A 24,640-nucleotide genomic window follows, 5' to 3' on the forward strand; every position below is an offset into this window, starting at 1 on the left:
ATTTGCATTTTAGTTCAAATGTGGCTTTTGTCTTATCTTACTTCTACTGGATACTAAACCAAAAATCAGCGCATTGATCACTAAAGCCATGATAATCAGTATAGCCGTTTCAAATCTGGTCAAGATCGAATTGCCTGCCACTATTTTTTGGGAATGATCATTCAATTCCTTTCCTACTGACAATTGGATTTCTGACAATTTATTGAGTTTATTGGCGGCTTGCGAAATCAGTTGGTCAGAATTGAGCTTTGCCGAGTCAAATTCCTCTACCGTAAGCTGCGATGCAACCAGCTCTTTCTCCAAAGCATACAATGAATGAATATCCTCCTGCAGCCGCTTCAAATAAACCGCCTCATCCTTGGTCAACAATGTCGCCTGAAAATCCAATAAAATGGCGTCAATTTGTTGATTATATATTTTATTTTCAGCCTTGACAGCCATAAACTCTTGTTGGCTTTCACTCTGGTCAATAAGAATTCTCTTTTTATAAAGCGTTTCTGACAAGTGAAAAATATAACTTTCCGGCAACAACCTGTCCTCGTAAATAGTTGTAAAAGACCCTGCCAAATCAGATACATTTCCTTCCTCAAGAAGATTCTTAATGAACACTGCCGTAAATACCACCATGAGTAATAATGATATTTTTACGCGGTTATTAATATTATAAGCCCATTTCATAGTTTAATCTCCTCCTTTACTTTGACTTAGGCTCCAAATAAACATGCTATTCACAGCTACCAGTCTTACTTATTAACTATAAATTAATCAAATAGGAATGAATTTACAATTACCTAACAATAATATCATCTTTTAATGAAAGCCGCTATCATTCAGCTTTTTTAATTACCAGTTTTTCTTAATCATAATTTTTACATCTTCAAAAATTTGACACTAAACCTATTATCGCTATATTGCGATATAATAATTATACAATGGGGATCACCAAAACCGCTTTATTTACACAAGAGCAGAACGAGCTCGCTTTAATCGCCAAGGCCTTTGCCCATCCGGCAAGGATTGCCATTATCCAGCATTTGCTCAAAACCAATGCCTGTATCAATGGGGACTTGGTTCAGGAATTGGGATTGGCACAGGCTACCATCAGCCAACACCTAAGAGAACTTAAAAACCTCGAAATCATTCAAGGTACGATTGAAGGGGTTTCCATGAGCTACTGTATCAACCCTTCCAAATGGCAAAGTATAAAAAGCCTCTTCAATGAGCTATTTGACCAATACAACATGAGCGGTCAACAAGGTTGCTGTTAAAAAAATTTATCATTCATCATCGTAATATTGCAATTTATCATGAAAACAAAAGAATTTATCCAATACCTGAGAGAACACGAGAATTTGCCGCTGCAAATCGAGTATGCTGAAGGCAAATTTGTAAGGAGTGATTTTCATATCACAGAAATAAAGAACGTCAACTTTGATACAGTAGATTGTGGAGGAGTCAGAAACCAATGGGAGGAAACCCATGTACAAATTTGGGAAAGTGACCTTCCTGACCCCGCCCATAACCTGAATAGCAGTAAGGCTGTAAAAATATTTGACCTGGTCGAAAAAGTAAGACCTACCTTTCAGGATACCGAAATAAAATTCGAATATGGTAATAAGGACTTCCATACTGCCCTAATGGACTTAGGAAGTATTTCCAATATTGAAGGACAAATCCATATTCAATTATTCAAAACCAGTACCACTTGCAAAGCAATGGACCGGGCAAGTAGTCCCGAAGAAAAAGCTGTTGCTTGCTGCCCTAGTCCAAAAAAGAAAGTCAAGGTCTCTCTAAAGTCACTTACTTCAACAAAATCAGCCAAATGCGCACCAGAATCTAATTGCTGCTAAGCACCATGAATATAAAACAGAAAAATATCTACCCTGAATTATTTGACAAAATCGGGGAAATAATTGGCAATGTCCCAAATGAAGCGCGCAAAGAAGTGCTCAATCAACTTGTCAAGTACATTCAGGAAGTTAAAGATGCTGAAAAAATTGTGCAGTTGAACTTCATTTGCACCCATAATTCAAGAAGAAGTCAGCTGGGGCAAATATGGTCTCAGTTAGCTGCCTATTATTTCGATGTTCCCGCCCATTGCTATTCTGGAGGAACTGAGATCACTGCATTCAACTGGAGGGCAGTAAAGGCCTTGGAAAAGGCTGGATTTAAAATTTCTAAACTGGGAAATGAAAACCCATTATATGAAATCTTTCCTGGAGAGGATATTCCATCCCTTAAGGCCTATTCAAAGCTTTATAATGATACCAATAATCCAACAACCGACTTTACTGCTATCATGACCTGCTCCCACGCAGATCATAACTGCCCACATATCCCGGGAGCCACGAAAAGAATCCCCATCAGGTATGACGACCCAAAAGCCTTTGACGATACAGCTCTTGAAGAGGAAAAGTATATCGAAAGGTCTGAGCAGATCGCAGCAGAAATGTTTTATGTTTTCTCAAAGATCAAATAAATCAAATAGGCTGGTGAGAAGCCCCCTGTCTATCCAATCCATTGGCCTCTTTAAAGGCCTTGAAAAACCATCAAAATGAAAAAACTGAGCTTTCTCAACCAATACCTAACACTTTGGATATTCCTGGCAATGGGAATAGGTATCCTTTTGGGATATGTCTTTCCAGGCTTTGCGGACAAGATCAACAGTTATAGCCAAGGTACCACCAATATCCCTATTGCTATAGGCTTAATTTTAATGATGTACCCGCCCTTGGCCAAGGCTGATTACAGCCTATTGCCCAAGGTGTTTAAAAACATAAAAATTCTTAGTGTTTCACTTTTGCTCAATTGGATTATAGGACCAATTTTAATGTTTATTCTAGCCTTAATATTTTTAAGGGACCAGCCAGAATACATGACGGGATTGATTCTTATTGGACTAGCAAGATGCATTGCCATGGTACTGGTATGGAATGATCTGGCAGAGGGCAGTAAGGAATATGGTGCAGGCTTAGTAGCCCTTAACAGTATCTTCCAAGTATTTGCCTATAGTTTTTATGCCTGGTTCTTTATCACCATTTTACCCCCCTATTTCGGTGTTGATGGTGCTATCGTTGACATTTCCATGGGAATGATTGCAGAAAGTGTTTTGATTTACTTGGGGATTCCCTTCTTTGCAGGTATGATCAGCAGACCACTTTTGAGCAGGCTGAAAAGTAAAAAATGGTACGAAGAAACCTATATCCCTAATATTTCACCCATTACCTTGGTGGCTTTGCTATTGACCATCATTATTATGTTTAGTCTCAAAGGCGAAATGATTGTAGAAATCCCTATGGACGTTGTACAGATTGCCATTCCATTATTGATTTACTTTCTGATCATGTTTATTATTGGCTTTATTACCTGCAAACTGATGGGGGCTGATTATAGTCAAAATGCTGCAGTAGCCTTTACAGCAGCCGGAAACAATTTTGAATTGGCCATAGCCGTTGCTATTGCTGTGTTTGGGATACATAGCGGACAGGCATTTGTAGGGGTAGTTGGTCCCTTGATAGAAGTTCCTGCATTGATCCTTTTGGTAAGACTATCCTTCTGGCTCAAAGCCAAGTATTATACTAAGGAGATAAAATCTTCTATCTAAAAGCATCAGCAACAAAAAACCAATTGAAAAACAGTTAATTAATCCCCTACAGTTGTAATAAGACTGGCATTTTTCTTGATAGAAAAGTATTGCTAGCTTATTGGAATTGTTGGGGATTTTGCTTCAGTCAAACACAATAACATGGTGATTTCCACCAAATTGAATTATTAAAAAATAAAATAATCCTATTATAAAATTGAATATTTCCACGAAAGGAAAAAGTTTTTGGAAGGTTTTCAGGTATTTAAATATATTTTTTGTATCCTTATATAATAAATGAACGGCAAATTTATGCAAACAAAAGACATTATTCAGTTATTGGAGATCGCACCTCAAATGCCGGTCAAGATTGAATATCTGCCGGGTTTAATTGCAAAAAACTACCTAAACTTAGGTAAAGTCGAAATTTTTAAGGAAGAATTAACTGGTAAAAAATACATGCAAATCCATATTTTTGAAGATGGAGATCCTATTTGTGCCCTAAATACCAAAGACTTATATCAAGTACTAAATGAATTTCACAGACAGCATCCCCATGAAATAGTCAATGAAATAAGGGTAGTCTTTGGCAATCATTTTTTTCAAAAGGCGGCCTTGGATATTTATGAAGTAGAAATTCATGAAAAAACCCTCAATCTAAAACTTTTTACCATCAAACAACCTAAATCCAAGAAATCCCCAATTAAGCGGATACATTCAGACAAAAAAACAAGTAATAGGCTCCACTCCTTCTTGAAAAGGATAGCTTACCCGCTCAAACTTGCCTTTAATTCATTTGAAATAAGATAAAACATCTTTCTGTCACTTAGCTGTCTCTTGGTTCACAGCATTAAATTCAGGTTATTTCTAAAAAGCCAATCACTTTTATATTCAAGAGTTTTTTATCTGGGCAAAATCCGCAGCTCTACAGATCACATCTGGAATTATCGTATAGAAACATTTTATTAATACAGGCATATATAGTTTCTTTGTGAAATCATAAGCACTATATAAATCCATACATTTCATGAAAATCATCGCCATAGGCCGAAATTATACAGAACACATAGAAGAGCTTCAAAATGAAAGACCTGAAAACCCGGTAGTTTTTCTTAAACCTGATACGGCATTATTAAAGAACAATACGCCCTTTTATATGCCTGATTTCTCCAATGACATACATCATGAAGTGGAATTGGTCTTGAAAATCAACAAAGAAGGTAAATTTATCAAAAGAGAATTTGCACATAGATATTTTGAAGAGATAGGAATTGGTATTGATTTCACCGCAAGAGACCTACAGAAAAAATGTAAGGAGAAAGGACTCCCATGGGAAATAGCCAAAGGCTTCAATGGCTCTGCACCAGTTGGCCAATTTTTACCTGTAACGGATTTTAAAGATTTAAGCAATATCAATTTCCATTTGGACATTAATGGAGCCAAAAAACAGAAGGGGAATACCTCCATGATGCTTTTTGATTTTGGTGTCATTCTAGCATACATTTCACAGTTTTTCACGTTAAAAAAAGGAGACTTAATATTTACCGGAACTCCTGCAGGAGTTGGAAAGGTAAATGTAGGCGATCACTTGGAAGCATATATAGAAGACAAAAAATTATTGGATTTTGAGATTAAATAAGTACCTGCTGATATTCCTTTTATGGGGCTGGTCTGTGCCTGTTATTGCCCAATTGAAAATAGATTATTTTCAATTCCCCATCAAGCCGGGAGAGCGTAATTACCTTTCCGGGAATATGAGTGAAATACGCCCCAATCATTTCCACACCGGAATAGACATCAAAACTGATGGCCGACAAGGGCTTCCGGTTTATGCAGTGGCAGATGGGGAAGTTTATAGAATGAAAATTTCTTCCTTTGGTTATGGCAATGTGCTGTATCTGAAACATACCAATGGAATGTACACCCTCTATGGGCACTTAAGGGATTTTAATGACCGCATAGCTGATTTTATGTGGGAGAAGATGATCGAAGCAGAAGAAAATAACTTTGAAATCTACCCAGAGCCCAATGCCTTGCCGGTAAAAAAAGGGGAAATCATTGCCTACTCAGGAAATACAGGAAGCTCTGGAGGCCCCCATCTTCACTTTGAAATCAGGGACTCACTGGACAGGGCCGTAGATCCACTGAAATACGATTTTGAGGAAATTGAAGATAGCACACCTCCTACTCTTACTTCCATCGCCCTTAGTCCCTTGGAACTTGATAGCCGAATCAATGGGAAATTTGAACGAACTGTCATCAAAGCCAACTTCCGTGGTAATCAATATGTGGTGGACCAACCCATACATATAACCGGAAAAGTCGGGATTGAAATCCGCGGCTATGACAAACTGGATGGCGCCTACAATAGAAATGGCTTTCCGCATTTTGAAATTTATGAGGATGGTGAGAAAACCTTTGATGTCAATGTGGACAAGGTAGATTTTAACCTTGGTCGGTTTTTATTGTCCCATACCCATCAGAACAGCTATACCAAACTGTACACAACAGCCTACAACCAATTTGACTATTACAGTCCAAAGCAGCTACATAGCGGGGCCATCGAAGTCAATCCAGACAGTATTAAAAACGTACTGGTCAAATTGGAGGATGTTTTTGGTAACACTACTGATCTTAATCTCCAATTCAAAGGAGAAGCACCTAATTATGATATCCGCTACAACAGCCGCTCCAACAAGAAGGTGGAATTTTATCATAATTGGATGATATTAAGGACCGATAAAGTGGAGCAAAATAAACTGGCCAAGTTTTATGTAGATGGATTGATGTTGGATGTGATGCTTGCCTATGAAGATCCACGGCACAGGACCTATATTTGGGATATGGAATATGGGGTTCCGGACTCTGTAGATGTATGCACGGAAATGATTTATCCAGGGATACAGGCAAAAATACCATTCAATAAAGAACATTTCTTTAGCGATGGTTATACCCACATCAAGTTTGATAAGGAATCCTTATTGGAAAGCCTCTTCTTAAGTACAGAAAGGGGAAGTTATAATGGACGGCCTTCACTCAAAATCAATCACGACAGGGACGAATTTCTTAGGGATGAGATAGAAGTAAGCATGGATGTTGCTGAATATTCTGGAGAGAAAGCCCATGTGCATGCCTATCAGCTTTACGAAAATGGTTGGAAGCAATTTTTGGGAGGACAATGGGAAGGAGATCATTTCACCTTTAAAACCAAAAAATTTGGTACTTTTGTACTCGCTGAAGACAATACCCCTCCCAGCATTAGGCCCATAAGGGTCAATACTTCAAGTCTTAGGTTTGTTATTGGCGATGATAGATCAGGAATCAAAGACTTTGAAGCAAGGATAGATGGGGAATGGGTCATCATGCGCTATGAACACAAAAGCAATGTTATTTGGGCTCAGCAGACATCAAAAAAACCTTTTAAAGGTCAATTTGAGCTAAAAGTCACAGATAATGCAGGAAATTCAAAAGTTTTTTCAAGAAAACTCTAGAATTTTAAAAAATAATCAAGAACTTTAATTGTCAATTTTACACTTAACCTAAATACAAAACAACATGGCACTGGAAATAGGAATGCAAGCGCCTGATTTTGAAGCCAAGATTCAGGACGGCAGCACGGTGAAATTATCTGATTATAAAGGTAAAAAAGTAGTCCTATATTTTTATCCAAAAGACAACACTCCTGGCTGTACTACCCAAGCTTGTAATCTAAGAGATAACTATGATGCCTTGATGGATGCGGGCTATGTGGTTTTTGGAATCAGCACGGATTCAGAAAAATCCCATCAGAAGTTTATAGAAAAGCATGAACTTCCCTTTCCTTTGATCGCTGATGAGGACAAAAAGGTACACGAGCTTTACAATACCTGGAGAGAGAAAAAGAACTATGGCAGGACTTATATGGGTACGGTAAGGACTACCTTTGTCATCGATGAAGAAGGCAAAATTGCCGAGATCATTGATAAAATAAAAACAAAAGAACATTCAAATCAAATACTTAAATAATTCCTTTAAAATGGAAAAGCTATCCACCGAACAACTAAAAAAGACTGCCTCACAAGTGAGACGGGACATTTTACGTATGGTTCACGAAGTACAATCCGGGCACCCAGGTGCTTCTTTGGGATGTACAGAATTCTTCGTGGCACTGTATTTTAACCAAATGAATCATAAATCCGACTTCAGCATGGAGGGGAAAGGTGAAGACCTATTCTTTCTTTCCAATGGTCACATTTCACCAGTATGGTACAGTGTATTGGCCAGAAGCGGATATTTCAATACTGAAGAGCTAAAGACTTTTAGAAAGATCGATAGTAGATTACAAGGGCACCCAGCAACGGAAGAAGGCCTTCCAGGTATCAGAATTGCTTCCGGCTCATTGGGTCAGGGACTTTCTGTAGCCATTGGTGCTGCCCAAGCCAAAAAAATCGATGGTGATGAAGGGGTAGTTTATGCCTTGATGGGAGATGGTGAGCAACAAGAAGGACAAATCTGGGAAGCAGCTATGTATGCCCCACACCATAAAGTGGACAATTTGATTGCTACCATTGACTTCAATGGCCAGCAAATAGATGGTCCTACCGATGCGGTAATGAACCTACAGGATCTAAAAGCTAAATGGGAAGCTTTTGGCTGGGAAGTGATCGACACCCTTAAGGGCAACGATATGGAATCAGTAGTTGCTGGTTTAGAGTATGCCAAAACCCTATTGGGCAAAGGTAAACCGGTATTGAACCTGCTTCATACAGAAATGGGATATGGCGTTGATTTTATGGTAGGTACCCACAAGTGGCACGGAATCGCTCCAAGTGATGAACAATTGGAGAATGCCTTGGGTCAATTGGAAGAAACCCTTGGTGACTATTAATCAACAAAACCGTTAACCGCCCAGTTATTGAATACCTTCAAGCATTGGGCTTAACAGATCAAAAAATGGAAAAGACTTTAGAAACTAAATTCACCTATACAGAAAAGCAAGATACCCGTTCTGGATTTGGGGATGGCTTGCTAGAAGCAGGACGCAAAAATCCTAATGTAGTGGGACTTTGCGCTGACCTTATCGGCTCTCTTAAGATGGGTGCCTTCCAAAAAGAATTCCCTGAGAGATTCTTCCAGGTAGGAATTGCCGAAGCCAATATGATGGGCTTGGCAGCTGGTATGAGCATCAATGGTAAAATTCCTTTTACCGGTACCTTTGCCAATTTCTCTACTGGCCGTGTATATGACCAAATTCGTCAGTCCATTGCCTATTCAGAGAAAAACGTAAAGATCTGTGCTTCTCACGCTGGATTGACCTTGGGAGAAGACGGTGCTACCCACCAGATCCTTGAAGATTTGGGAATGATGAGGATGTTACCTAATATGACGGTAATCAACCCTTGTGATTATAACCAAACCAAGGCAGCAACCATGGCCATTGCTGAATACGAAGGACCTGTATACTTGAGGTTTGGTCGTCCCAAATGGCCTATCTTCACTCCTACTGACCAAAAATTTGAAATTGGTAAAGCTTGGAAAATGATTGAAGGTACAGATGTGACCATCTTTGCAACCGGTCATTTGGTATGGGAAGCAGTAGTAGCGGAAGCTAAATTGAGAGAAGAAGGTATCAGTGCCGAAGTGATCAATATTCATACGATCAAACCTTTGGATACTGAAGCTATCTTGGAATCTGTTGCCAAAACTGGTGCCTGTGTAACTGCTGAAGAACACCAGTACAATGGTGGTCTTGGTGACAGTGTTGCCCAAACTTTGGCCAGAAACAATCCATCCCCTCAGGAATTCATTGGTGTAGACGATTCATTTGGCGAGTCTGGCACCCCAACTGACCTATTGGAAAAATATGGATTGAATGCTGACAATATTGTTAAAGCTGCAAAGAAGGCTATTGCAAGAAAATAAGTGGTTGATCCATCGTAGTATAATTAAAGCAGCGCCCAGCAAGGCGCTGCTTTTTTATTATCCGCCAATTAGATTCCTAAGCCATCTAAATCCAAATACCATCTATGGGGCAGTATACTGTATGCCCTTCAAAATATTCAGATCCATTCGCTATACATTACCTTTAAAGCATTAATTTAATGGCAGCATTGAACAAATCAACCATGAAAAATAACCTGATCAAACTTTTCTGTCTTTTTATCCTTATCCAACCACTGCCACTATTGGGACAGGAGCTTTCATTTAAAGAGACTGCTGAAGGGATATTACTTCTTGAAGATGACCAAGCCCGTTATTTTTACCAAACCGCCACTAAAGGCTTAGAGGGAAAATATCCAAGGGCCAATTATATACACCCTTTATATGGTCTAAACGGAGAAATTCTTACCGAGGACTTTCCTGAAGATCACTTTCACCACCGAGGAATTTTCTGGACTTGGCATCAACTGTATGTAAATGGGCAACGCATCGCCGACCCTTGGTTTTGTGAGGGAATCAGCTGGAAGGTGACAAACTCCCAAACCTATATCGAAAATAACATGGCTACTTTAGAAGCTGAAGTCCTCTGGATTTCAGACAGTCTAAACCAACAAGCGGTGTTAAAGGAAAATGTCAAAATCACCTATCAAAAGCAATCAAATCAAACCTATAGCCTTAATTTTGAGATCAAGCTCACAGCCCTAATGGACAAATTACAGCTAGGAGGTTCTGAGGATGAAAAGGGCTACGGAGGCTTTTCTCCACGAATCAAATTACCAGAAGACATCCAATTCACCTCTGCAGGAAAGAAAATTATTCCGCAAAACCTTCCTGTCCAGGCCGGACCTTGGATGAATCTCGAAGGTTCCTTTAATGGAAAATCAAAATCTGGTATTGTGATCATGGGTGAACCAGATAAACTTCCCAATTACAAGGGATGGATATTAAGAAATACCAATAGCATGCAAAACATGGCTTTTCCTGGTCGGATTCCGATTGAATTAGACAAAGAAAAACCCTTGATTTTCAAAAATCAGTTATTGGTCCATAACAATCTAAATACCCAAGAAATTGATCAATACTATAAAGAATTTATAAATCATCAATAGCGTCCTAAATAAAAAAATGGGAGGTCTTAATTTTTGCCCAAAATAGTTATTTTGGGTTTGCACCAAAAACTCAGACCTCCCATGGGTAATATTACATTGTTTTCACAAATTATTAAAAAGATAGACCGATCAATTTTCAAGAATTTGGTAAAGGAAAAGCAGACCAATAAGGGCTGCAAGGGATTTGATAGCTGGACGCATCTTGTCTCGATGTTGTTCTGCCATTTTGCCAAGAGCACCTCGGTAAGGGACATTTCCAACGGACTCCGGTCTGCCACCGGTAACCTTAACCATCTTGGTATTTCCAGGGCCCCTTCCAAATCAAGTATCAGCTATCAGAACAAACGAAGGGATTCGGACCTGTTCAGGGACCTTTACTATTCCCTGCTGGGAAGTTTAGGACAGCAGGCTTCCATTAAGAGGTCCAAACTCAGGATCAAGGTTCCTGTTTATTTGCTGGATGCCACGGTGATCAGCCTTTGCCTTTCGGTTTTTGACTGGGCTACTTTCCGTACCAAAAAGGGAGCTGTAAAGATGCACACCCTGCTGGAATATGACGGGAAACTCCCTGTTTACGTGAACATTACCGAGGGGAGTGTGGGGGACAATAAAGGGGCTTACGACATCCCCCTGGAAAAAGGGTCGGTGATCGTCGCCGACCGGTATTACAATGACTTTCCCATGCTCAACGTCTGGGACAGCAAAGAGGTGTTCTTCGTGATCAGGCACAAGGGCAACCTTGCTTTCAGTACCGTCGAAGAACGGGAACTGCCCACAACAACCGCCCAACATGTGCTCAAGGACGAAGAAATCGAACTGACCAACCCACAATCCAAAGCCAAGTACCCGGGAAGGCTCAGAAGAGTGGCCGTATGGGATGAGGAAAACCAGCAGACCATAGAACTGATCACCAACAACTTTGCTTGGGCCGCCCAGACCATTGGGGATCTCTACAAATCAAGATGGGAGATTGAGGTGTTTTTTCGGGACATCAAACAATTGCTGCATATCAAAACCTTTATCGGAACCTCCAAAAATGCGGTAATGACCCAAATATGGACCGCTTTGATCACCATCCTGTTGCTCAAAGTCATGAAGGCTACCGCAAAATTCGGCTGGCACCTGTCCAATCTTGTCGCCTTTATCCGGCTTAATATCTTTGTTAAAATCGAACTGCAGAAATGGCTCGACAGCCCCTTCATGGAACCCGATAAACCACCCCAGAATATAGTACAGGGGGATCTGTTTGCTCAAACTCCTTAATATGTCCCTAATTTAGATTTAAACACAGGATAAAGGGCTTATCAAAAATTATTTAGGACAGCATTGATAAATCATCGCTAAACTAGTCTATAATTCCAATGCTCTTCTACATTTGCAATGTGAAAGAGCTAATATAGCTGGATTTAAAACCCCATATTATTTGAGTTCCTGATTGCAAATCGGGAACAGCATTTGTCCCCTGTTATCAACGTTCCTGAATTTTTATCAGGAACGAATTCTAATCGCTTCTTGAGAAAAAAACCTCACATTTACCACTTATAAAAGATATCTATCAAATAGAAAAAATGATTGTAACTTAGTGTTCCTTTTGGAAAAAGCTATTGTTTTACGTCAATTAACCATGGAATTTACCTCAAACAAAAAGTTAGCAGAAGAACAGCTGCTAAAAGTCTCTAGGATGAAACCAGTGATCAAACCCACTAAACCACATAAACATGCGGGTTATCATGAATTGATTTTTCTTTTTCAAGGGGCTGGGCACCATACAATTGGTGATGAAACTTTTGAGGTTCACCCTCCTACGGGCTTTTACCTAGGACCAGGTCAAGTGCATTGTTGGGATTTTTCCAAAATTCCAGATGGTTTTGTCATTCTGTTCAAAGAAGAAGTACTTTCACTTTATCCAAAGGCCCAAAACTATCTTTTCAACTTCCCCAAACACTTTGACATAGTGGATAAGGGAGATTTTTTTAAGATGTTGGAAGAATTTTACCGCGAGTTTAAGGCCGGAGAAAACTTGGACATATTAGCGGCATTCCTCAATTTACTTGTACTGAAAGGCTTTGAGTACTCCACCCAAAGTAAACAAACAGATCCCAAAGTGGCCAATGACTTTTCCCTTTTCAAAAGTTTGCTGAATGAGCATTTTATAGAATTAAAAAGTGCTGAGGATTATGCCAAACTGATGGGAATATCTGTAAAAAAGCTAAATAAGACCTGTCAGTCAGCCGTTAATGCCACTGCTAAGGAACTCATCAAAGAGCGGGTATTAATGGAAGCAAAGAACCTTTTGACCCATACCAACAATAATGTTTCAGAAATTGCCCATTTGCTTAACTTCACCGATTCCTCAAACTTTGTGAAGTTTTTCAAATCCTCCACCACCCTGACACCTATGGATTACAGAAGTAGGGCAAATACCCAATAATACCATAATTGGGAAATAATTACCGTTAACAAAATTCTGCAGAAAGTAAATTTGCAGAAAATCAAAATATATTATGAATAGACTCCTATTATCCTTCTTTTTAATATTGATTAGTCAATTCACTTTTGCACAAAATGGCATTCGTGGAATCCTTGTGGACGCAGACGATCAAAGTCCACTGGAATATGCTTCTGTGGCACTTTACAATGCTTCAGACAGCACTTTAGTAGCTGGAACCGTAACTGCTGCAGATGGAAGTTTTAGCATTGGCCCACAAAAAAGAGGCAACTATTACCTCAATGCCCAGTTTATGGGCTATGATAGCAAGACTATTAGTAACATCAGTTTAGAAAAGTCAAAATTGGTAAACCTCAATACTATCCTTCTTTCTGCCAATCAACAATTAATGGAGGAAGTGGAAGTAACTGGGAAGAAATTTACCACCATGCATAAAATTGACCGACAGGTATTTGAAGCGGCCAATTTCCAAGCCAGTCAGGGGGGGACAGCCGTGGATGTCCTAAGAAATCTACCCTCAGTAAGTATCAATGCCAATGGAGATATTTCTGTTAGAGGGGCCACAGGCTTTGTGGTGATGATCAATGGTAAACCTGTACAGTCTGATGCCAATATGATCCTAAGCCAGTTGCCTGCCAATAGCGTTCAAAACATCGAATTGGTAACCGCCCCTTCTGCCAAATATGACCCAGAAGGCAAGGCCGGTCTGATTAATATCATTACCAGTAAAGGAGCTACTGATGGGACCTTTGTTCAACTCAACACCAAAATTGGTGCTCCAAGTATCGAAAATTATGACAATAAGGAAAATCCCCAGCGCTATGGTGCCGACTTCACCATTAACCATCGTAAAAACAAGTGGGATTTATCTCTAGGAGCCAGTTATCTGAGAAATGATATTGCCGGTAGAAGAGAGGGAAATGTCTATACTATGCGTGAGGATACCACCACCTTCTTTCCTTCTGATGGAGAAAGAAGTTTTGTGGAAAAAGCCTATTCTGGACGCTTCACGCTAGGATATACTCCGAATAAAGCCAATAATTTCAGTCTAGGCTTCTATGGAGGAAAGAGAAGTAAAGACAGAACGGCCGATATCATTTACTATGATAATCATCAAACCGTAAACGGTGAAGAAATTTATAGTATGCAATACTATAACGAAAACCTTAGAATCAGAAGAGGTGATTTTGTTCTGGGAAGCTTCGATTACAGCCATAACTTCGAAAATGACTCAAAACTAAGCACATCATTTCTTTATGAATACACCATGTTGGGCGGACCTACCACCAATATGAACCTTGGCTATCCTGATACCGACTTTGTCTATCAAGACGAGTATAATACCAACGACAATCCCTTACATGGTACACGTTTCCAAGTAGACTACCAAGCTGCACCATGGAGCATTGGTAGTTTTGAAGCGGGTTACCAGTTCAGGAACTTGAACCATACAGGAGACTTTGTTTACGAACGTAAAAACAATGAAACTGGGGAATTTGAATTGGTACCTGAATTTTCCAGTAACGTAGACCTTAGCAGACAGATCCATTCCGCCTATGGGCAACTTTCTGGAGAGAAAGGAAAGTGGAGCTATGCTGCTGGTTTGAGGCTGGAATTTATGGACAGGGAACTGGATCTTATGGATAAAGCGGGTACCGTGGACACCACCTACTATTATAACTTTATCAAACCTTATCCATCAGCCAGCCTGCAATATGCCATCAATGATGAACTTAGATTAAAGGCTGCCTATAGCAAAAGAGTAGAAAGAACCACTACTTTCAAAATGAATCCCTTTCCTGAAAGAGAGCACTCTGAAACACTTGAACAAGGAGACCCTACCCTATTACCTGAGTTTATTGACCTAACAGAAATCGGTGTGGTCAAGGATTTTGGCAACAACTCTTTCTTTGCCACTACTTATTATCGTAATGTGCAAAACTTGGTCAATAGGGTGAACACTGTATATAATGACACGATTCTCAACAGGATTTATTCTAATGTGGGCAGAGGTCGTTCTTTGGGGATAGAAACTGGAGTGGAGCTTAACCCTACTCCATGGTGGCAGTTATTTGCAGGTGGTAACCTATATAAGTACCATATCAAAGGGGAATTTGATAATAGACCAGTGGACACCTCCAGTTGGGTTTATTCTATCAATGCCAATACTAGCTTTGACCTAACCTCCACCTTAAGCCTTCAATGGACAATTAATTATCTATCCAAAAGAAATACTGCCCAGGGTGAGGACTCAAGGTTCCTATCTCCTAACCTAACAATAAAAAAATCATTCCTAGACGATAGACTGAGTACCACCTTGCAATGGCTTAATATGGACATGGGCTTATTAGATACCAATGAACAGCGTATTACCACCTGGAGACCCGATGAGTTTTATACGACCACCAATTACGTCTATGAGGTAGATATGATCATGATCAATATCAGCTATACGCTCAATAGGACTAAAAACAAATCGAGGTTTATCAAAAGTGAATTCGGGGAGAAAGAATTCTAGCCAATGATAAATCAAAAACAACTAGCCGAGACCAACCAGTCTCGGTTTTTTTGTGCTTAGACCAAAATCTTTACATAGTCTCCCATACAAATCTTCCCTTCAAATAAACCTTGTTGGACCAAGCCATAAGATTGACTATATTATAAAATAATATTTCACCTATCGAATATCAACAAATTCAATAACCCACTACAGAGTAAATAAATAAGGAAAATTTCGTATCCGCTTCCTCAATCATCCACTCATCATTATGAAAAAACTTAGCCTATTTTTCATTATTTGCATTGGTACCGTGTCCATGGCCCTTCAATCAAAAAAAGAGGATCTGGCCAGCAAATTTTTAAGTTCCTTAAATGCTGAGCAAAGAACCAAAGCCCTGTTAGATTTTAACCATGAGTCAAAACCTAGTTGGCATTACTTTCCAAGTACCATGTTTGAAAGGGCAGGAATATCCTTGGCAGAGCTCAATATAGAACAGAAAGCGGCGCTCTTTAAACTTCTTAAAAACTCTCTTTCACAATCAGGTTATGATAAAGCCCTTAAAATTATCGATCTTGAAAATGTACTGGCCGCACTCTCAGGAAATGCAAGTCTGCGCGATCCGGAAAAATATTATGCGGCATTTTATGGCAACCCAGCCAAAGATCCAATCTGGGCATGGTCATTCGAAGGTCACCACCTTTCTCTCAACTTCACCATAGATGATCAGGAAATTTCCATTGCTCCTCGGTTTATGGGGGCAAACCCTGCTACCATTCCGAATGGTCCTCGAAAAGGAGAACGAACGCTTAGAGAAGAAGACCGCGGGTTTGAATTGCTTAACTCCCTCAATGAGGAACAAAAGCAAAAGGCCATTTTCAGGGAAGAAGCTTTCCCGAACATTATTACGACCAATAAAGAGGAGCTTTCCCCCTTGGATCCAGTTGGAATTAAGTTTGAAGCCCTGCAACTTCACCAACGCTCCATTTTGCTTCACTTGATAGATGTATACCTTTCCAGTATGCCCGCTGCTTTGGCAAAGAAAAGAATGGAAAAGCTGAAAACGGAAGAACTAAATCAAATACGCTTTGGATGGGCAGGGGCCACATCGCCAGGGATAGGTCACTATTACAGAGTACAAGGAAAATCGTTCTTAATAGAATTTGACAATACCCAAAATAAGGCCAACCACATTCATACTGTATGGCGGGATTTTGATGGAGATTTTGGCAGAGATCTCATCAAAGAGCATTACCATAATGCTGATCACCATCATTAATTATCAAATGGTCAGATGGATTAAAAATAAAGCTAGGCACAGTATATACTACGCCTAGCCAGTAACATTGTTATACCTTTGGCAATTTCCAACCGTTATGGTAATGGGCAGACACCAATTTATTGGCTTCAGGGTCTGTAAACAAGCCCTTTTCAGCATCCCAATATACCTTTTGACCAGTCTTATAGGCAATATTTCCCATATGGGCGTTGATGGCAGCTACACTACCCGTTTTGATACCGCAGTGAAGCATGGATTCATCATTCGCCTTAATCGCATGGATAAAATTCTGGGTATGCTTATCGAGAGCATTGCCTTCAGGTTTCACTCTGGCCATGTCTTCAATCAGCGGTTTTCCATCTTTCTTTTCAGAAATTATCTCCCATCCTCCACGGTTGACTACCAAGGTGGCATTGTTCCCAATAAAAGCAATCCCTTCAGTATAACCGTAATTCCCTCCGTCTATACCTGTAGCATGCTCCCATAGCATGTTGAATCCATCGAATTCATAGACAGTCTGAAGGGTATCAGGAGTTTCTGAAGCGTCATCAGGATAGGCAAATTTACCACCGGATGCCATGATAGATTTTGGCGCACTTACACCCATCGCAAATAATGCGATATCAATTTCATGAACCCCCCAGTCTGTCATCAAACCTCCTGCATAATCCCAGAACCATCTAAAGTTAAAGTGAAAACGGTTTTCATTAAATGGACGCTTGGGAGCAGGCCCCAACCACATATCATAATCCACTCCTGCAGGTGCGGTACTGTCAGGCTTTACAGGTACTGGCTTCATCCACCCTTGATAAGCCCAGGCTTTTACCAATCTAATATTGCCCAACTCACCTGATTGAACAAACTTGATGGCATCATCATACTGATTGCCACTTCGCTGCCACTGCCCCACTTGTACCAATTTCCCGTACCTTTCTTGGGCTTTTACCATGATATTACATTCCTCAATGGAATTGGCCAAAGGCTTTTCTGTATACGCATGCTTGCCTGCAGCAAGGCTATCGGTTAGAACCAAGCAATGCCAATGGTCCGGAGTACCATTGATCACCATATCCACATCTTTGTCCTCCAACAACTTACGATAGTCTTTATATAACTTTGGTTTTTTCCCTCTCATCTTGACCACATCCTCGGCACGCTGATCAAGTACCCTTTGGTCAACATCTGCAATGGCCACACAATTCACTTGAGGCATTTTCAGAAAGGAATTCATATTGGACCAGCCCATTCCTTTGGCACCTATTAATCCGACATTGATCTGGTCATTGGCACCTACACTTCTGGTAAACTGCCCAAATTCTTTAGCACTTAACATCCTTGGCATAGCTGCCATTCCAGCTGAGGCCAAAAGTGTATTTTGTAGAAATCTTCTTCTTGATGACATATTATTTGTACTTAAAAGTTAATTGAATCTTTTCCAGCAGAAACAAACAACTTATCATCTAATTATATTAAAAAGAGATAAATGGTTTTTTTGGGTTTTCCACTGATACTATTAGGGGTAATAATCAGTGATATGTGCCATGTAAAGTCCTCTTTATGCAATCTGAGCACCTAAGGAGGACTTTACATGTGTATTTATTCTGTTACAATCTCCTTACCCAGATATTTCTGAAGTTTACTGGGTTTCCATGATCTTGAAGCTTGATAGGCAATTCCGCCTCGTGCGGCTCATATTTATGCACCCCAATATAGGAAGTGGTTCCTTTTACTTCATAATGGTTTTGGACCAAAATACCATTATGGATCACCGTTACATAGGCTGGCGATATTAAGATACCATCTTTATTGAACCTAGGGGCGGTAAAAAACACATCATAGGTATTCCACTCTTTTGGAGAACGTGTAGCATTTACCAATGGAATCCCTTCCTTGTACAAGGATGCTGCTTGACCATTAGAATAGGTCCTATTATCATAAGAGTCCAGAATCTGAACTTCATACCTGTCCATAAAGAAAAGCCCACTATTTCCTCTGCCTTGTCCATCACCTTTCACCACATCAGGCGCTTTCCATTCTATATGTACCTGTACATCACCAAAGGATTCTTTGGTAGCAATTTCTCCTGTACCCGGCTTCACCGTAAAAATCCCATCATGTACCGTCCATTGCGCCTCTCCACCGGTCCTTAAACTTTTCCAGGCATCAAGATTGTTACCATCGAATAATACAATGGCATCTGATGGCGGCAAGTGGTTCTCTGCGCCGGGGCTTACTTTTCTTGGTTCAGGTTCCCAAACTTCTGTAGCCTCTGGTGGCAAGTTTATGTTCTTTGCTCCTTGGGACATGGCGGGAACAGCCAAAAAACCGCCTGCTATTACAGGCAATAATACTTTTTTAAAATTCATTTTATTTCTGATTTATCTTAATGACTAATTTGCAATTTATACGAAATACAGAAATATAAAAAGGTAAAATTGTCTATATCCACATCATAATCTTATAAATGGTCAAATAGACCTTTTATAATGAATTAAAGCAATCATCACTTTAAGCCAGATATCCTGATTAACAAGCTTTTCCGTAACTGAGCTGCTGCAAGAATAAATTTTCATTTTAAATAATAAAATTTACATGCAGTTAAAGCAAACAGGAATAAACCTTATCAAGATCAATACTTCATTTGGAATAGCTTTTCGCAATTGATAAATCTCAGGACTAGTAAATGGACCTACTGTACTCCAGAACGCCATCACTTAACATAATTGAACTATATCAAATTTTTATTCATCCATTTAAAACAAAACCAGCTGACCTAAGTAGGTCAGCTGGTTTTGTTTTAAAAATTCCTTTATACGAACGGCCTTATAGACTAAACCAATTGCTTCACCTTATCTTTTAAGCTCTGCAAAAGATCTTTGGGATAACTTCTATTACCCAAAAAGACATCGGTCATCGAATTAACAAATTGGTCCCCAAATTTCTTCATTAAGAAATTTCTGATCATCCTTTGATTATAAAACCATTTGGAAACAGTCAATCCGGTATGAATTTCAGGCAACATGGACTCTTCCAATTTAGCCTCATATATTTCGCCTGCTCTTTGTGGATCAAGATTGGCCTCCACTATGGCCTCCACAGCCAATTCACCACTCAGCAGGGCATTTGAAATTCCTTCAGCAGTAATGGGATCTGCAAACCCGGCAGCATCACCTATTAAAAAAACTCTATTCCTATAAAAACCATCCGTACGGGGTGAAACAGGGATTTGAAAACCATGGGCTTCTTCTCTGATCACTTCCTTGATTTCCAGTTTTTCCAAATATTTTTTATAATAATCCTTGAGATTTATACGGGTCTTTTTGCTAGAGGCCACCCCCAATGAAAGATGGTTTGCCTTTGGAAAACTCCATGCATAGCCCTGAGGAATCGCATCTACATCAAATCGAATTTCAGTAGACAATCTTTCAAAATCCTCCGGACTTACCTCCACCTCATATTCCAAGGCAGGAATAAGGTTTCTAGTTTCCTTCCATCCAGACAGCTTAGCCGTAGGGCTTAAGGCACCATCACCGGCAATTACCATTTTGGCATTTATATCTCCCTGGTCAGTATTTAAAACCAAATGCTCTCCAAAAACTATCCCTGTAAGTTTATGTCCCTCTTTGACCACCACTCCCAGGTCCTGGCATTTCTTGATGATAAAGTGATCAAATTTATCCCTCATCACCATGCTAACTACTGGCTCTTCCCTATAAGCACTTAATTTGATATCCTCATTCTCAAAGTACAGACTGATCTGGTTGTACTCCCTTTCCACTACCTCAGCAATATCAAAAGGCAACCTTCTTCTCCCTCTAAACACAAAACCTCCACCACAGGTTTTATACCTTGGCAATTGTTCTTTTTCTATCAAAACAGTTGAAATCCCCTTTTTTGCAAGGTTATAGGCCGCAGATGCTCCAGCAGGACCACTGCCTATGACGGCAACATCAAATAATTCCATTATGTAAGTTATCAGTGAGTTGGTTCTATAAGAGCGTAAAATAAACGAAAATTGACAGATAAAACCCTATAAAACACCGATTTTATACGCTACTAAATCAATGTATCATTATATTCCCCTCAATTCACAGGTGTTTGGCCCTTTTATCCACCAATATAGGAATAGCCATGGCTATACTATAGATTCCAATAAAACCTTGTAATTTTGAATGATCAAAATTGAATTCCAAAACGGAAACCTTATCATGAATAACAGACAGCTCTTCCTATCGCATCTTGCCCAAACCACCGATTTTCCCTTATTAATCGAGGTTGAAAAAGCAGAGGGAGTTTACTTATATGGTCCCAAAGGAGAAAGATACATAGACTTGATCTCTGGTATTGGTGTTAGTAATGTCGGTCACCGCCATCCCAAAGTTTTGACGGCGATTCAAGCCCAACTGGATAAATACCTTCACTTAATGGTGTATGGAGAATATGTACAGTCTCCACAAACATTATTGGCCAAGGCCCTTGCTGATACCTTACCCAAAAACCTTGATAACATTTATCTGGTCAACAGTGGCAGTGAAGCAGTTGAAGGAGCTTTAAAGTTGGCCAAAAGATATACCGGCAGAAGAGAAATAATCAGTTGCGTCAATGCCTATCACGGCTCATCCCATGGCGCCTTATCTGTTGGGGGAAATGAAATCTTCAAAAGGGCCTATCGTCCCCTATTGCCAGGAGTAAGCCATGTAAACTTTGGACAGGTGGAAGATCTGTCAAAGATCACAGAAGATACTGCTGCGATCATCGTAGAAACCGTTCAGGGAGAAGCTGGAATTCGGGTAGGATCAAAGGCCTATTTCCAAGCCTTGAGACATCGTTGTCATGAAACTGGTACCCTATTGATTTTGGATGAAATACAAGCTGGTTTTGGTAGAACCGGAAAGTTTTGGGCTTTTGAGCATTATGATATTCAGCCAGACATCGTGGTTTGTGCCAAAGGAATGGGTGGAGGCATGCCCATAGGTGCATTTATTTCCTCACAAGCGATCATGGCGGTTTTCAAAAACAATCCTCTTCTGGGACATATTACCACTTTTGGAGGTCACCCTGTGAGTTGTGCAGCTTCCCTGGCCACTATTGAAGTCCTACAAACGGAAAACCTGATCAATCAGGTTGAACACAAAGCTCACCTATTTAAAAAGCTACTTAAACACAAAAAAATCAAGGAAATTAGGAACAAAGGACTAATGATGGCGGTGGAATTCGAGGACTTTGATACCCTAAAACCTATTATAGACCGTGCCATTGAATTGGGAATTATTACGGACTGGTTTCTCTTCTGCGAAGATAGCATGAGGCTGGCTCCTCCCCTCACCATCACGGATGATGAAATCCGTCGGGCATGTGATGTCATCCTTCAATCCATAGAAGAGAATAGTTAATGATCTAATTGAATTTTTCTACACTTAAATTCAGTCAAATAAACCTATAATGAAATATATTCTCTTTTTGTTTTGTCTTTTGAGCAGCGCTGTGATTGTCCAAGGACAAGATCAGACTCCAAAAGACCAAGTTTCGATCACTTCCTTAAATAAAAGGACAAGAGTGAGCACCAATGAAAATGGTAAACTACAGGTAAATGTTTCCCCAAAGAATATCCTGAAATTCAAAGCCCAGGGATGGGTAAATTATGGTGATTTCGGGGCCAAAGGCAATGGAAAAGCCGATGATATGAACGCTATTGCGGCTGCCCATGCTTTTGCTAACCTACATGACTTGAAGGTCCAGGCCGAAAAGGGAGCCTCCTATTATATAGGAGGAAAAGAACGGACAGCCATTATCCAAACGGATACGGATTTCGGTACAGCAGAATTTATCATCGACGATACCAAAGTAGAAAACCGGAACGCTTCCATTTTCATGGTCAGTTCCAGTTTACAAGCCTACCAACTTGATGGGATCACTTCGCTGAAAAGAAATCAGGAAAAGATAGATCTCAGCCTTTCCCAACCATCTCTAATTACAGTTGCTAATTCCAATGTCAAACATTATATCCGCTATGGGCTCAACCAAAACGATGGACATGCGCAGACGGATATCTTTGTGGTGGATAAAAAGGGCCATGTAGATATGAACGCTCCAATTATTTGGGACTTTGACCAGATTACAGACATCAAGGTGCTGCCCATGGACCAAAGCACCCTAACTATCACGGGAGGGCGCTTTACCACTATTGCCAATCAAGCCGAATCGAAATACACCTATTATAGTCGAAATATTGCAATCCGTAGATCGAACGTGATCATAGAGGGATTGAAACACCGTGTCCAAGGTGAAGGAGAACACGGAGCTCCTTATGGTGGTTTCATCAATATCCGGGATTGCGCCAATGTAAAAGTTAAAAACAGCCTGTTGACTGGCCACAAAACCTATAAAACCATAGGCAATGCAGGAAAGCCTGTGTCCATGGGGACTTATGATATCAGCGTCAATCGTTCCCTTAATATCAGCTTTGAGAATTGTCGACAGACCAATGACATCAATGACCGTAGCTATTGGGGCATTATGGGCTCGAACTACAGTAAAAACCTAGTATACGATAATTGTACCTTTTCACGTTTTGATGCCCATATGGGCGTGGCCAATGCCACTATCCGTAACTCCACCCTAGGACATATGGGCATCAATGCCATTGGTAGTGGTACCCTTTTGGTCGAAAATACCACAGTGTATGGAAGGAGCTTGATCAACCTGCGCTCTGATTATGGCAGTACCTGGCAAGGGGAATTCATTATTCGTGACTGTACTTTTATCCCTTCAAATGGAAAGCCCAATAGTGCCAACCTGATCAATGGGTCCTATTCGGGGCAACATGATTTCGGTTATACCTGTTATATGCCCGAAAAGATCATCATAGAAAATCTCCGCATCGAAGATGCTAATCATACAGATGAATATCAAGGTCCTGCCATTTTCTCCAATATCAATCCCAAAATGACAGATGATAACTATCAAGAGAAATATCCATATGTCATCACCAAAAAAGTAATTATTAAGAATGTAAATACTTCCAGCGGTAAAAAATTAAGGTTAAGTGACAATCCCTTTATGTTTCAGAAAGTGACTGTTATTTCTGATTAGATTACCATAGTCAGTCCATTTCTTCAAAAATTAAAACATCCCCATCCAAAGGAAGGGGATTTGTGATAACCCCTGTAAGGGGGTAAAACTGCCCTTGCCCCCTGAGGAGGCAAGGGAGGTGTTGTCCCCTATGTTAAACTTTATTTACTTTTCAAACTTCTTTTCTTGCTTTTCCTGATATTCCACATATCGTCTGATCATTTCCGAATCAAGACCTATCGTATCTACACAGTAGCCCTTGGCCCAAAAGTGATTGCCCCAATAGGGGCGCTGCTTCAACTCCTTGAACCTACCAAAAACCCTTATTGCAGTACGTCCTTTTAGCACACCTACAATTTCTGATATGGATACTTTTGGCGGTACCTCGATAATCAGGTGAACATGGTCCTCCTAAACATTTAATGCTTCTATCTTGCAACGCTTTTGCTCGCTGAACAGATGAATGCAGGTTTCTACCTCTTCCTTTATTGTGCCCTTAAGCACTTTATACCTATATTTAGGCGTCCAAACTATATGGTACTTACAATGCCAAATGGCATGAGATAATCTATTGAATCGACTCATTTGGTTACTTTCTTTTGTTGTGGGGACAACATCTTGAAAGTTAACCTTGAGTCGGTTTTTAGGCAAACCCGTGAAACGGTCTCTGACCACGTTCACAGAACGTGGATTTCTAAGTGTATATTAAAGTAAAACAATCCCTATTTTGAAA

21 protein-coding genes and 1 pseudogene are annotated in these 24,640 nt (G+C 40.0%); 17 read left to right on the plus strand and 5 right to left on the minus strand.

What is annotated here, in order from left to right; genetic code table 11:
* Window positions 1-9: 9 nt before the first annotated feature.
* On the minus strand, window positions 10-678 hold the full coding sequence (locus tag KZP23_RS19110) for an MCP four helix bundle domain-containing protein (protein WP_226333369.1): 669 nt from the start codon (window positions 676-678) through the stop codon (window positions 10-12).
* 254 nt (window positions 679-932) lie between these two features.
* Here KZP23_RS19110 and KZP23_RS19115 point away from each other — a divergent pair, with 254 nt between their 5' ends.
* The 15 genes from KZP23_RS19115 to KZP23_RS19185 all read left to right on the plus strand — a co-directional run bounded on the left by KZP23_RS19115 (window position 933) and on the right by KZP23_RS19185 (window position 16,836).
* Window positions 933-1,268: an ArsR/SmtB family transcription factor gene (locus KZP23_RS19115; protein ID WP_226333370.1), complete on the plus strand. Its 336-nt coding sequence runs from the start codon at window positions 933-935 to the stop codon at window positions 1,266-1,268.
* Window positions 1,269-1,307: 39 nt separating this feature from the next.
* A complete protein-coding gene (locus KZP23_RS19120) occupies window positions 1,308-1,850 on the plus strand; it encodes a DUF6428 family protein (RefSeq protein ID WP_226333371.1) in 543 nt (180 codons plus the stop codon).
* Between the two features lie 5 nt (window positions 1,851-1,855).
* A complete protein-coding gene (locus KZP23_RS19125) occupies window positions 1,856-2,479 on the plus strand; it encodes a low molecular weight phosphatase family protein (protein WP_226333372.1) in 624 nt (207 codons plus the stop codon).
* Between the two features lie 75 nt (window positions 2,480-2,554).
* Complete coding sequence (gene arsB / locus KZP23_RS19130; RefSeq protein ID WP_226333373.1) at window positions 2,555-3,604, plus strand: ACR3 family arsenite efflux transporter; 1,050 nt, start codon at window positions 2,555-2,557, stop codon at window positions 3,602-3,604.
* Window positions 3,605-3,895: 291 nt separating this feature from the next.
* The gene (locus KZP23_RS19135) at window positions 3,896-4,393 is read left to right on the plus strand and encodes a hypothetical protein (protein ID WP_226333374.1); all 498 of its coding nucleotides are present in this window, start codon (window positions 3,896-3,898) and stop codon (window positions 4,391-4,393) included.
* A 217-nt stretch (window positions 4,394-4,610) separates the two neighbouring features.
* Window positions 4,611-5,222, plus strand: coding sequence for a fumarylacetoacetate hydrolase family protein (locus KZP23_RS19140; protein ID WP_226333375.1), 612 nt, complete (start codon window positions 4,611-4,613; stop codon window positions 5,220-5,222).
* A complete protein-coding gene (locus KZP23_RS19145) occupies window positions 5,209-7,074 on the plus strand; it encodes a M23 family metallopeptidase (RefSeq protein ID WP_226333376.1) in 1,866 nt (621 codons plus the stop codon). The genes KZP23_RS19140 and KZP23_RS19145 overlap by 14 nt, the downstream gene beginning before the upstream one ends.
* 64 nt (window positions 7,075-7,138) lie before the next feature.
* A complete protein-coding gene (gene bcp, locus KZP23_RS19150; protein WP_226333377.1) occupies window positions 7,139-7,588 on the plus strand; it encodes a thioredoxin-dependent thiol peroxidase in 450 nt (149 codons plus the stop codon).
* A gap of 10 nt (window positions 7,589-7,598) precedes the next feature.
* On the plus strand, window positions 7,599-8,450 hold the full coding sequence (locus KZP23_RS19155; protein WP_186758000.1) for a transketolase: 852 nt from the start codon (window positions 7,599-7,601) through the stop codon (window positions 8,448-8,450).
* Between the two features lie 65 nt (window positions 8,451-8,515).
* The gene (locus KZP23_RS19160) at window positions 8,516-9,484 is read left to right on the plus strand and encodes a transketolase family protein (protein WP_226333378.1); all 969 of its coding nucleotides are present in this window, start codon (window positions 8,516-8,518) and stop codon (window positions 9,482-9,484) included.
* 179 nt (window positions 9,485-9,663) lie between these two features.
* The gene (locus tag KZP23_RS19165) at window positions 9,664-10,611 is read left to right on the plus strand and encodes a DUF6807 family protein (protein WP_226333379.1); all 948 of its coding nucleotides are present in this window, start codon (window positions 9,664-9,666) and stop codon (window positions 10,609-10,611) included.
* 81 nt (window positions 10,612-10,692) lie between these two features.
* Entirely contained in the window at window positions 10,693-11,874 is a 1,182-nt protein-coding gene (locus tag KZP23_RS19170; RefSeq protein ID WP_226333380.1) for an IS4 family transposase, read from the plus strand.
* A gap of 361 nt (window positions 11,875-12,235) precedes the next feature.
* Window positions 12,236-13,042: a helix-turn-helix domain-containing protein gene (locus KZP23_RS19175; RefSeq protein WP_226333381.1), complete on the plus strand. Its 807-nt coding sequence runs from the start codon at window positions 12,236-12,238 to the stop codon at window positions 13,040-13,042.
* A gap of 73 nt (window positions 13,043-13,115) precedes the next feature.
* On the plus strand, window positions 13,116-15,578 hold the full coding sequence (locus KZP23_RS19180; RefSeq protein WP_226333382.1) for a TonB-dependent receptor domain-containing protein: 2,463 nt from the start codon (window positions 13,116-13,118) through the stop codon (window positions 15,576-15,578).
* Window positions 15,579-15,828: 250 nt separating this feature from the next.
* A complete protein-coding gene (locus tag KZP23_RS19185) occupies window positions 15,829-16,836 on the plus strand; it encodes a DUF3500 domain-containing protein (protein ID WP_226333383.1) in 1,008 nt (335 codons plus the stop codon).
* Between the two features lie 70 nt (window positions 16,837-16,906).
* Here KZP23_RS19185 and KZP23_RS19190 read toward each other — a convergent pair whose 3' ends face one another.
* The 3 genes from KZP23_RS19190 to KZP23_RS19200 form a co-directional block, all read right to left on the minus strand.
* Complete coding sequence (locus tag KZP23_RS19190) at window positions 16,907-18,238, minus strand: Gfo/Idh/MocA family protein (protein ID WP_226333384.1); 1,332 nt, start codon at window positions 18,236-18,238, stop codon at window positions 16,907-16,909.
* Window positions 18,239-18,440: 202 nt separating this feature from the next.
* Entirely contained in the window at window positions 18,441-19,202 is a 762-nt protein-coding gene (locus KZP23_RS19195) for a 3-keto-disaccharide hydrolase (RefSeq protein ID WP_226333385.1), read from the minus strand.
* A 464-nt stretch (window positions 19,203-19,666) separates the two neighbouring features.
* Window positions 19,667-20,860: an NAD(P)/FAD-dependent oxidoreductase gene (locus KZP23_RS19200; protein ID WP_317198068.1), complete on the minus strand. Its 1,194-nt coding sequence runs from the start codon at window positions 20,858-20,860 to the stop codon at window positions 19,667-19,669.
* A gap of 184 nt (window positions 20,861-21,044) precedes the next feature.
* Between KZP23_RS19200 and KZP23_RS19205 the strand changes: the two genes are divergently transcribed.
* Together KZP23_RS19205 and KZP23_RS19210 are read left to right on the plus strand one after the other, a co-directional pair.
* A complete protein-coding gene (locus KZP23_RS19205) occupies window positions 21,045-22,229 on the plus strand; it encodes an aspartate aminotransferase family protein (protein ID WP_226336553.1) in 1,185 nt (394 codons plus the stop codon).
* A gap of 49 nt (window positions 22,230-22,278) precedes the next feature.
* The gene (locus KZP23_RS19210; RefSeq protein WP_226333386.1) at window positions 22,279-23,928 is read left to right on the plus strand and encodes a hypothetical protein; all 1,650 of its coding nucleotides are present in this window, start codon (window positions 22,279-22,281) and stop codon (window positions 23,926-23,928) included.
* A 144-nt stretch (window positions 23,929-24,072) separates the two neighbouring features.
* Here the strand turns inward: KZP23_RS19210 and tnpA are convergent.
* Window positions 24,073-24,492, minus strand: a pseudogene (gene tnpA, locus KZP23_RS19215) (IS200/IS605 family transposase).
* Window positions 24,493-24,640 lie beyond the last annotated feature (148 nt).

This window comes from Echinicola marina, assembly GCF_020463795.1.
In the GTDB taxonomy this organism is placed as follows: domain Bacteria; phylum Bacteroidota; class Bacteroidia; order Cytophagales; family Cyclobacteriaceae; genus Echinicola; species Echinicola marina.

Excerpts from the sequence above, each read along its gene's own strand:
- KZP23_RS19110 (WP_226333369.1), bottom strand. The coding sequence starts at position 678 with ATGAAATGGGCTTATAATATTAATAACCGCGTAAAAATATCATTATTA.
- KZP23_RS19115 (WP_226333370.1), top strand. The coding sequence starts at position 933 with ATGGGGATCACCAAAACCGCTTTATTTACACAAGAGCAGAACGAGCTC.
- KZP23_RS19120 (WP_226333371.1), top strand. The coding sequence starts at position 1,308 with ATGAAAACAAAAGAATTTATCCAATACCTGAGAGAACACGAGAATTTG.
- KZP23_RS19125 (WP_226333372.1), top strand. The coding sequence starts at position 1,856 with ATGAATATAAAACAGAAAAATATCTACCCTGAATTATTTGACAAAATC.
- arsB (WP_226333373.1), top strand. The coding sequence starts at position 2,555 with ATGAAAAAACTGAGCTTTCTCAACCAATACCTAACACTTTGGATATTC.
- KZP23_RS19135 (WP_226333374.1), top strand. The coding sequence starts at position 3,896 with ATGCAAACAAAAGACATTATTCAGTTATTGGAGATCGCACCTCAAATG.
- KZP23_RS19140 (WP_226333375.1), top strand. The coding sequence starts at position 4,611 with ATGAAAATCATCGCCATAGGCCGAAATTATACAGAACACATAGAAGAG.
- bcp (WP_226333377.1), top strand. The coding sequence starts at position 7,139 with ATGGCACTGGAAATAGGAATGCAAGCGCCTGATTTTGAAGCCAAGATT.
- KZP23_RS19155 (WP_186758000.1), top strand. The coding sequence starts at position 7,599 with ATGGAAAAGCTATCCACCGAACAACTAAAAAAGACTGCCTCACAAGTG.
- KZP23_RS19160 (WP_226333378.1), top strand. The coding sequence starts at position 8,516 with ATGGAAAAGACTTTAGAAACTAAATTCACCTATACAGAAAAGCAAGAT.
- KZP23_RS19165 (WP_226333379.1), top strand. The coding sequence starts at position 9,664 with ATGGCAGCATTGAACAAATCAACCATGAAAAATAACCTGATCAAACTT.
- KZP23_RS19170 (WP_226333380.1), top strand. The coding sequence starts at position 10,693 with ATGGGTAATATTACATTGTTTTCACAAATTATTAAAAAGATAGACCGA.
- KZP23_RS19175 (WP_226333381.1), top strand. The coding sequence starts at position 12,236 with ATGGAATTTACCTCAAACAAAAAGTTAGCAGAAGAACAGCTGCTAAAA.
- KZP23_RS19180 (WP_226333382.1), top strand. The coding sequence starts at position 13,116 with ATGAATAGACTCCTATTATCCTTCTTTTTAATATTGATTAGTCAATTC.
- KZP23_RS19185 (WP_226333383.1), top strand. The coding sequence starts at position 15,829 with ATGAAAAAACTTAGCCTATTTTTCATTATTTGCATTGGTACCGTGTCC.
- KZP23_RS19190 (WP_226333384.1), bottom strand. The coding sequence starts at position 18,238 with ATGTCATCAAGAAGAAGATTTCTACAAAATACACTTTTGGCCTCAGCT.
- KZP23_RS19195 (WP_226333385.1), bottom strand. The coding sequence starts at position 19,202 with ATGAATTTTAAAAAAGTATTATTGCCTGTAATAGCAGGCGGTTTTTTG.
- KZP23_RS19205 (WP_226336553.1), top strand. The coding sequence starts at position 21,045 with ATGAATAACAGACAGCTCTTCCTATCGCATCTTGCCCAAACCACCGAT.
- KZP23_RS19210 (WP_226333386.1), top strand. The coding sequence starts at position 22,279 with ATGAAATATATTCTCTTTTTGTTTTGTCTTTTGAGCAGCGCTGTGATT.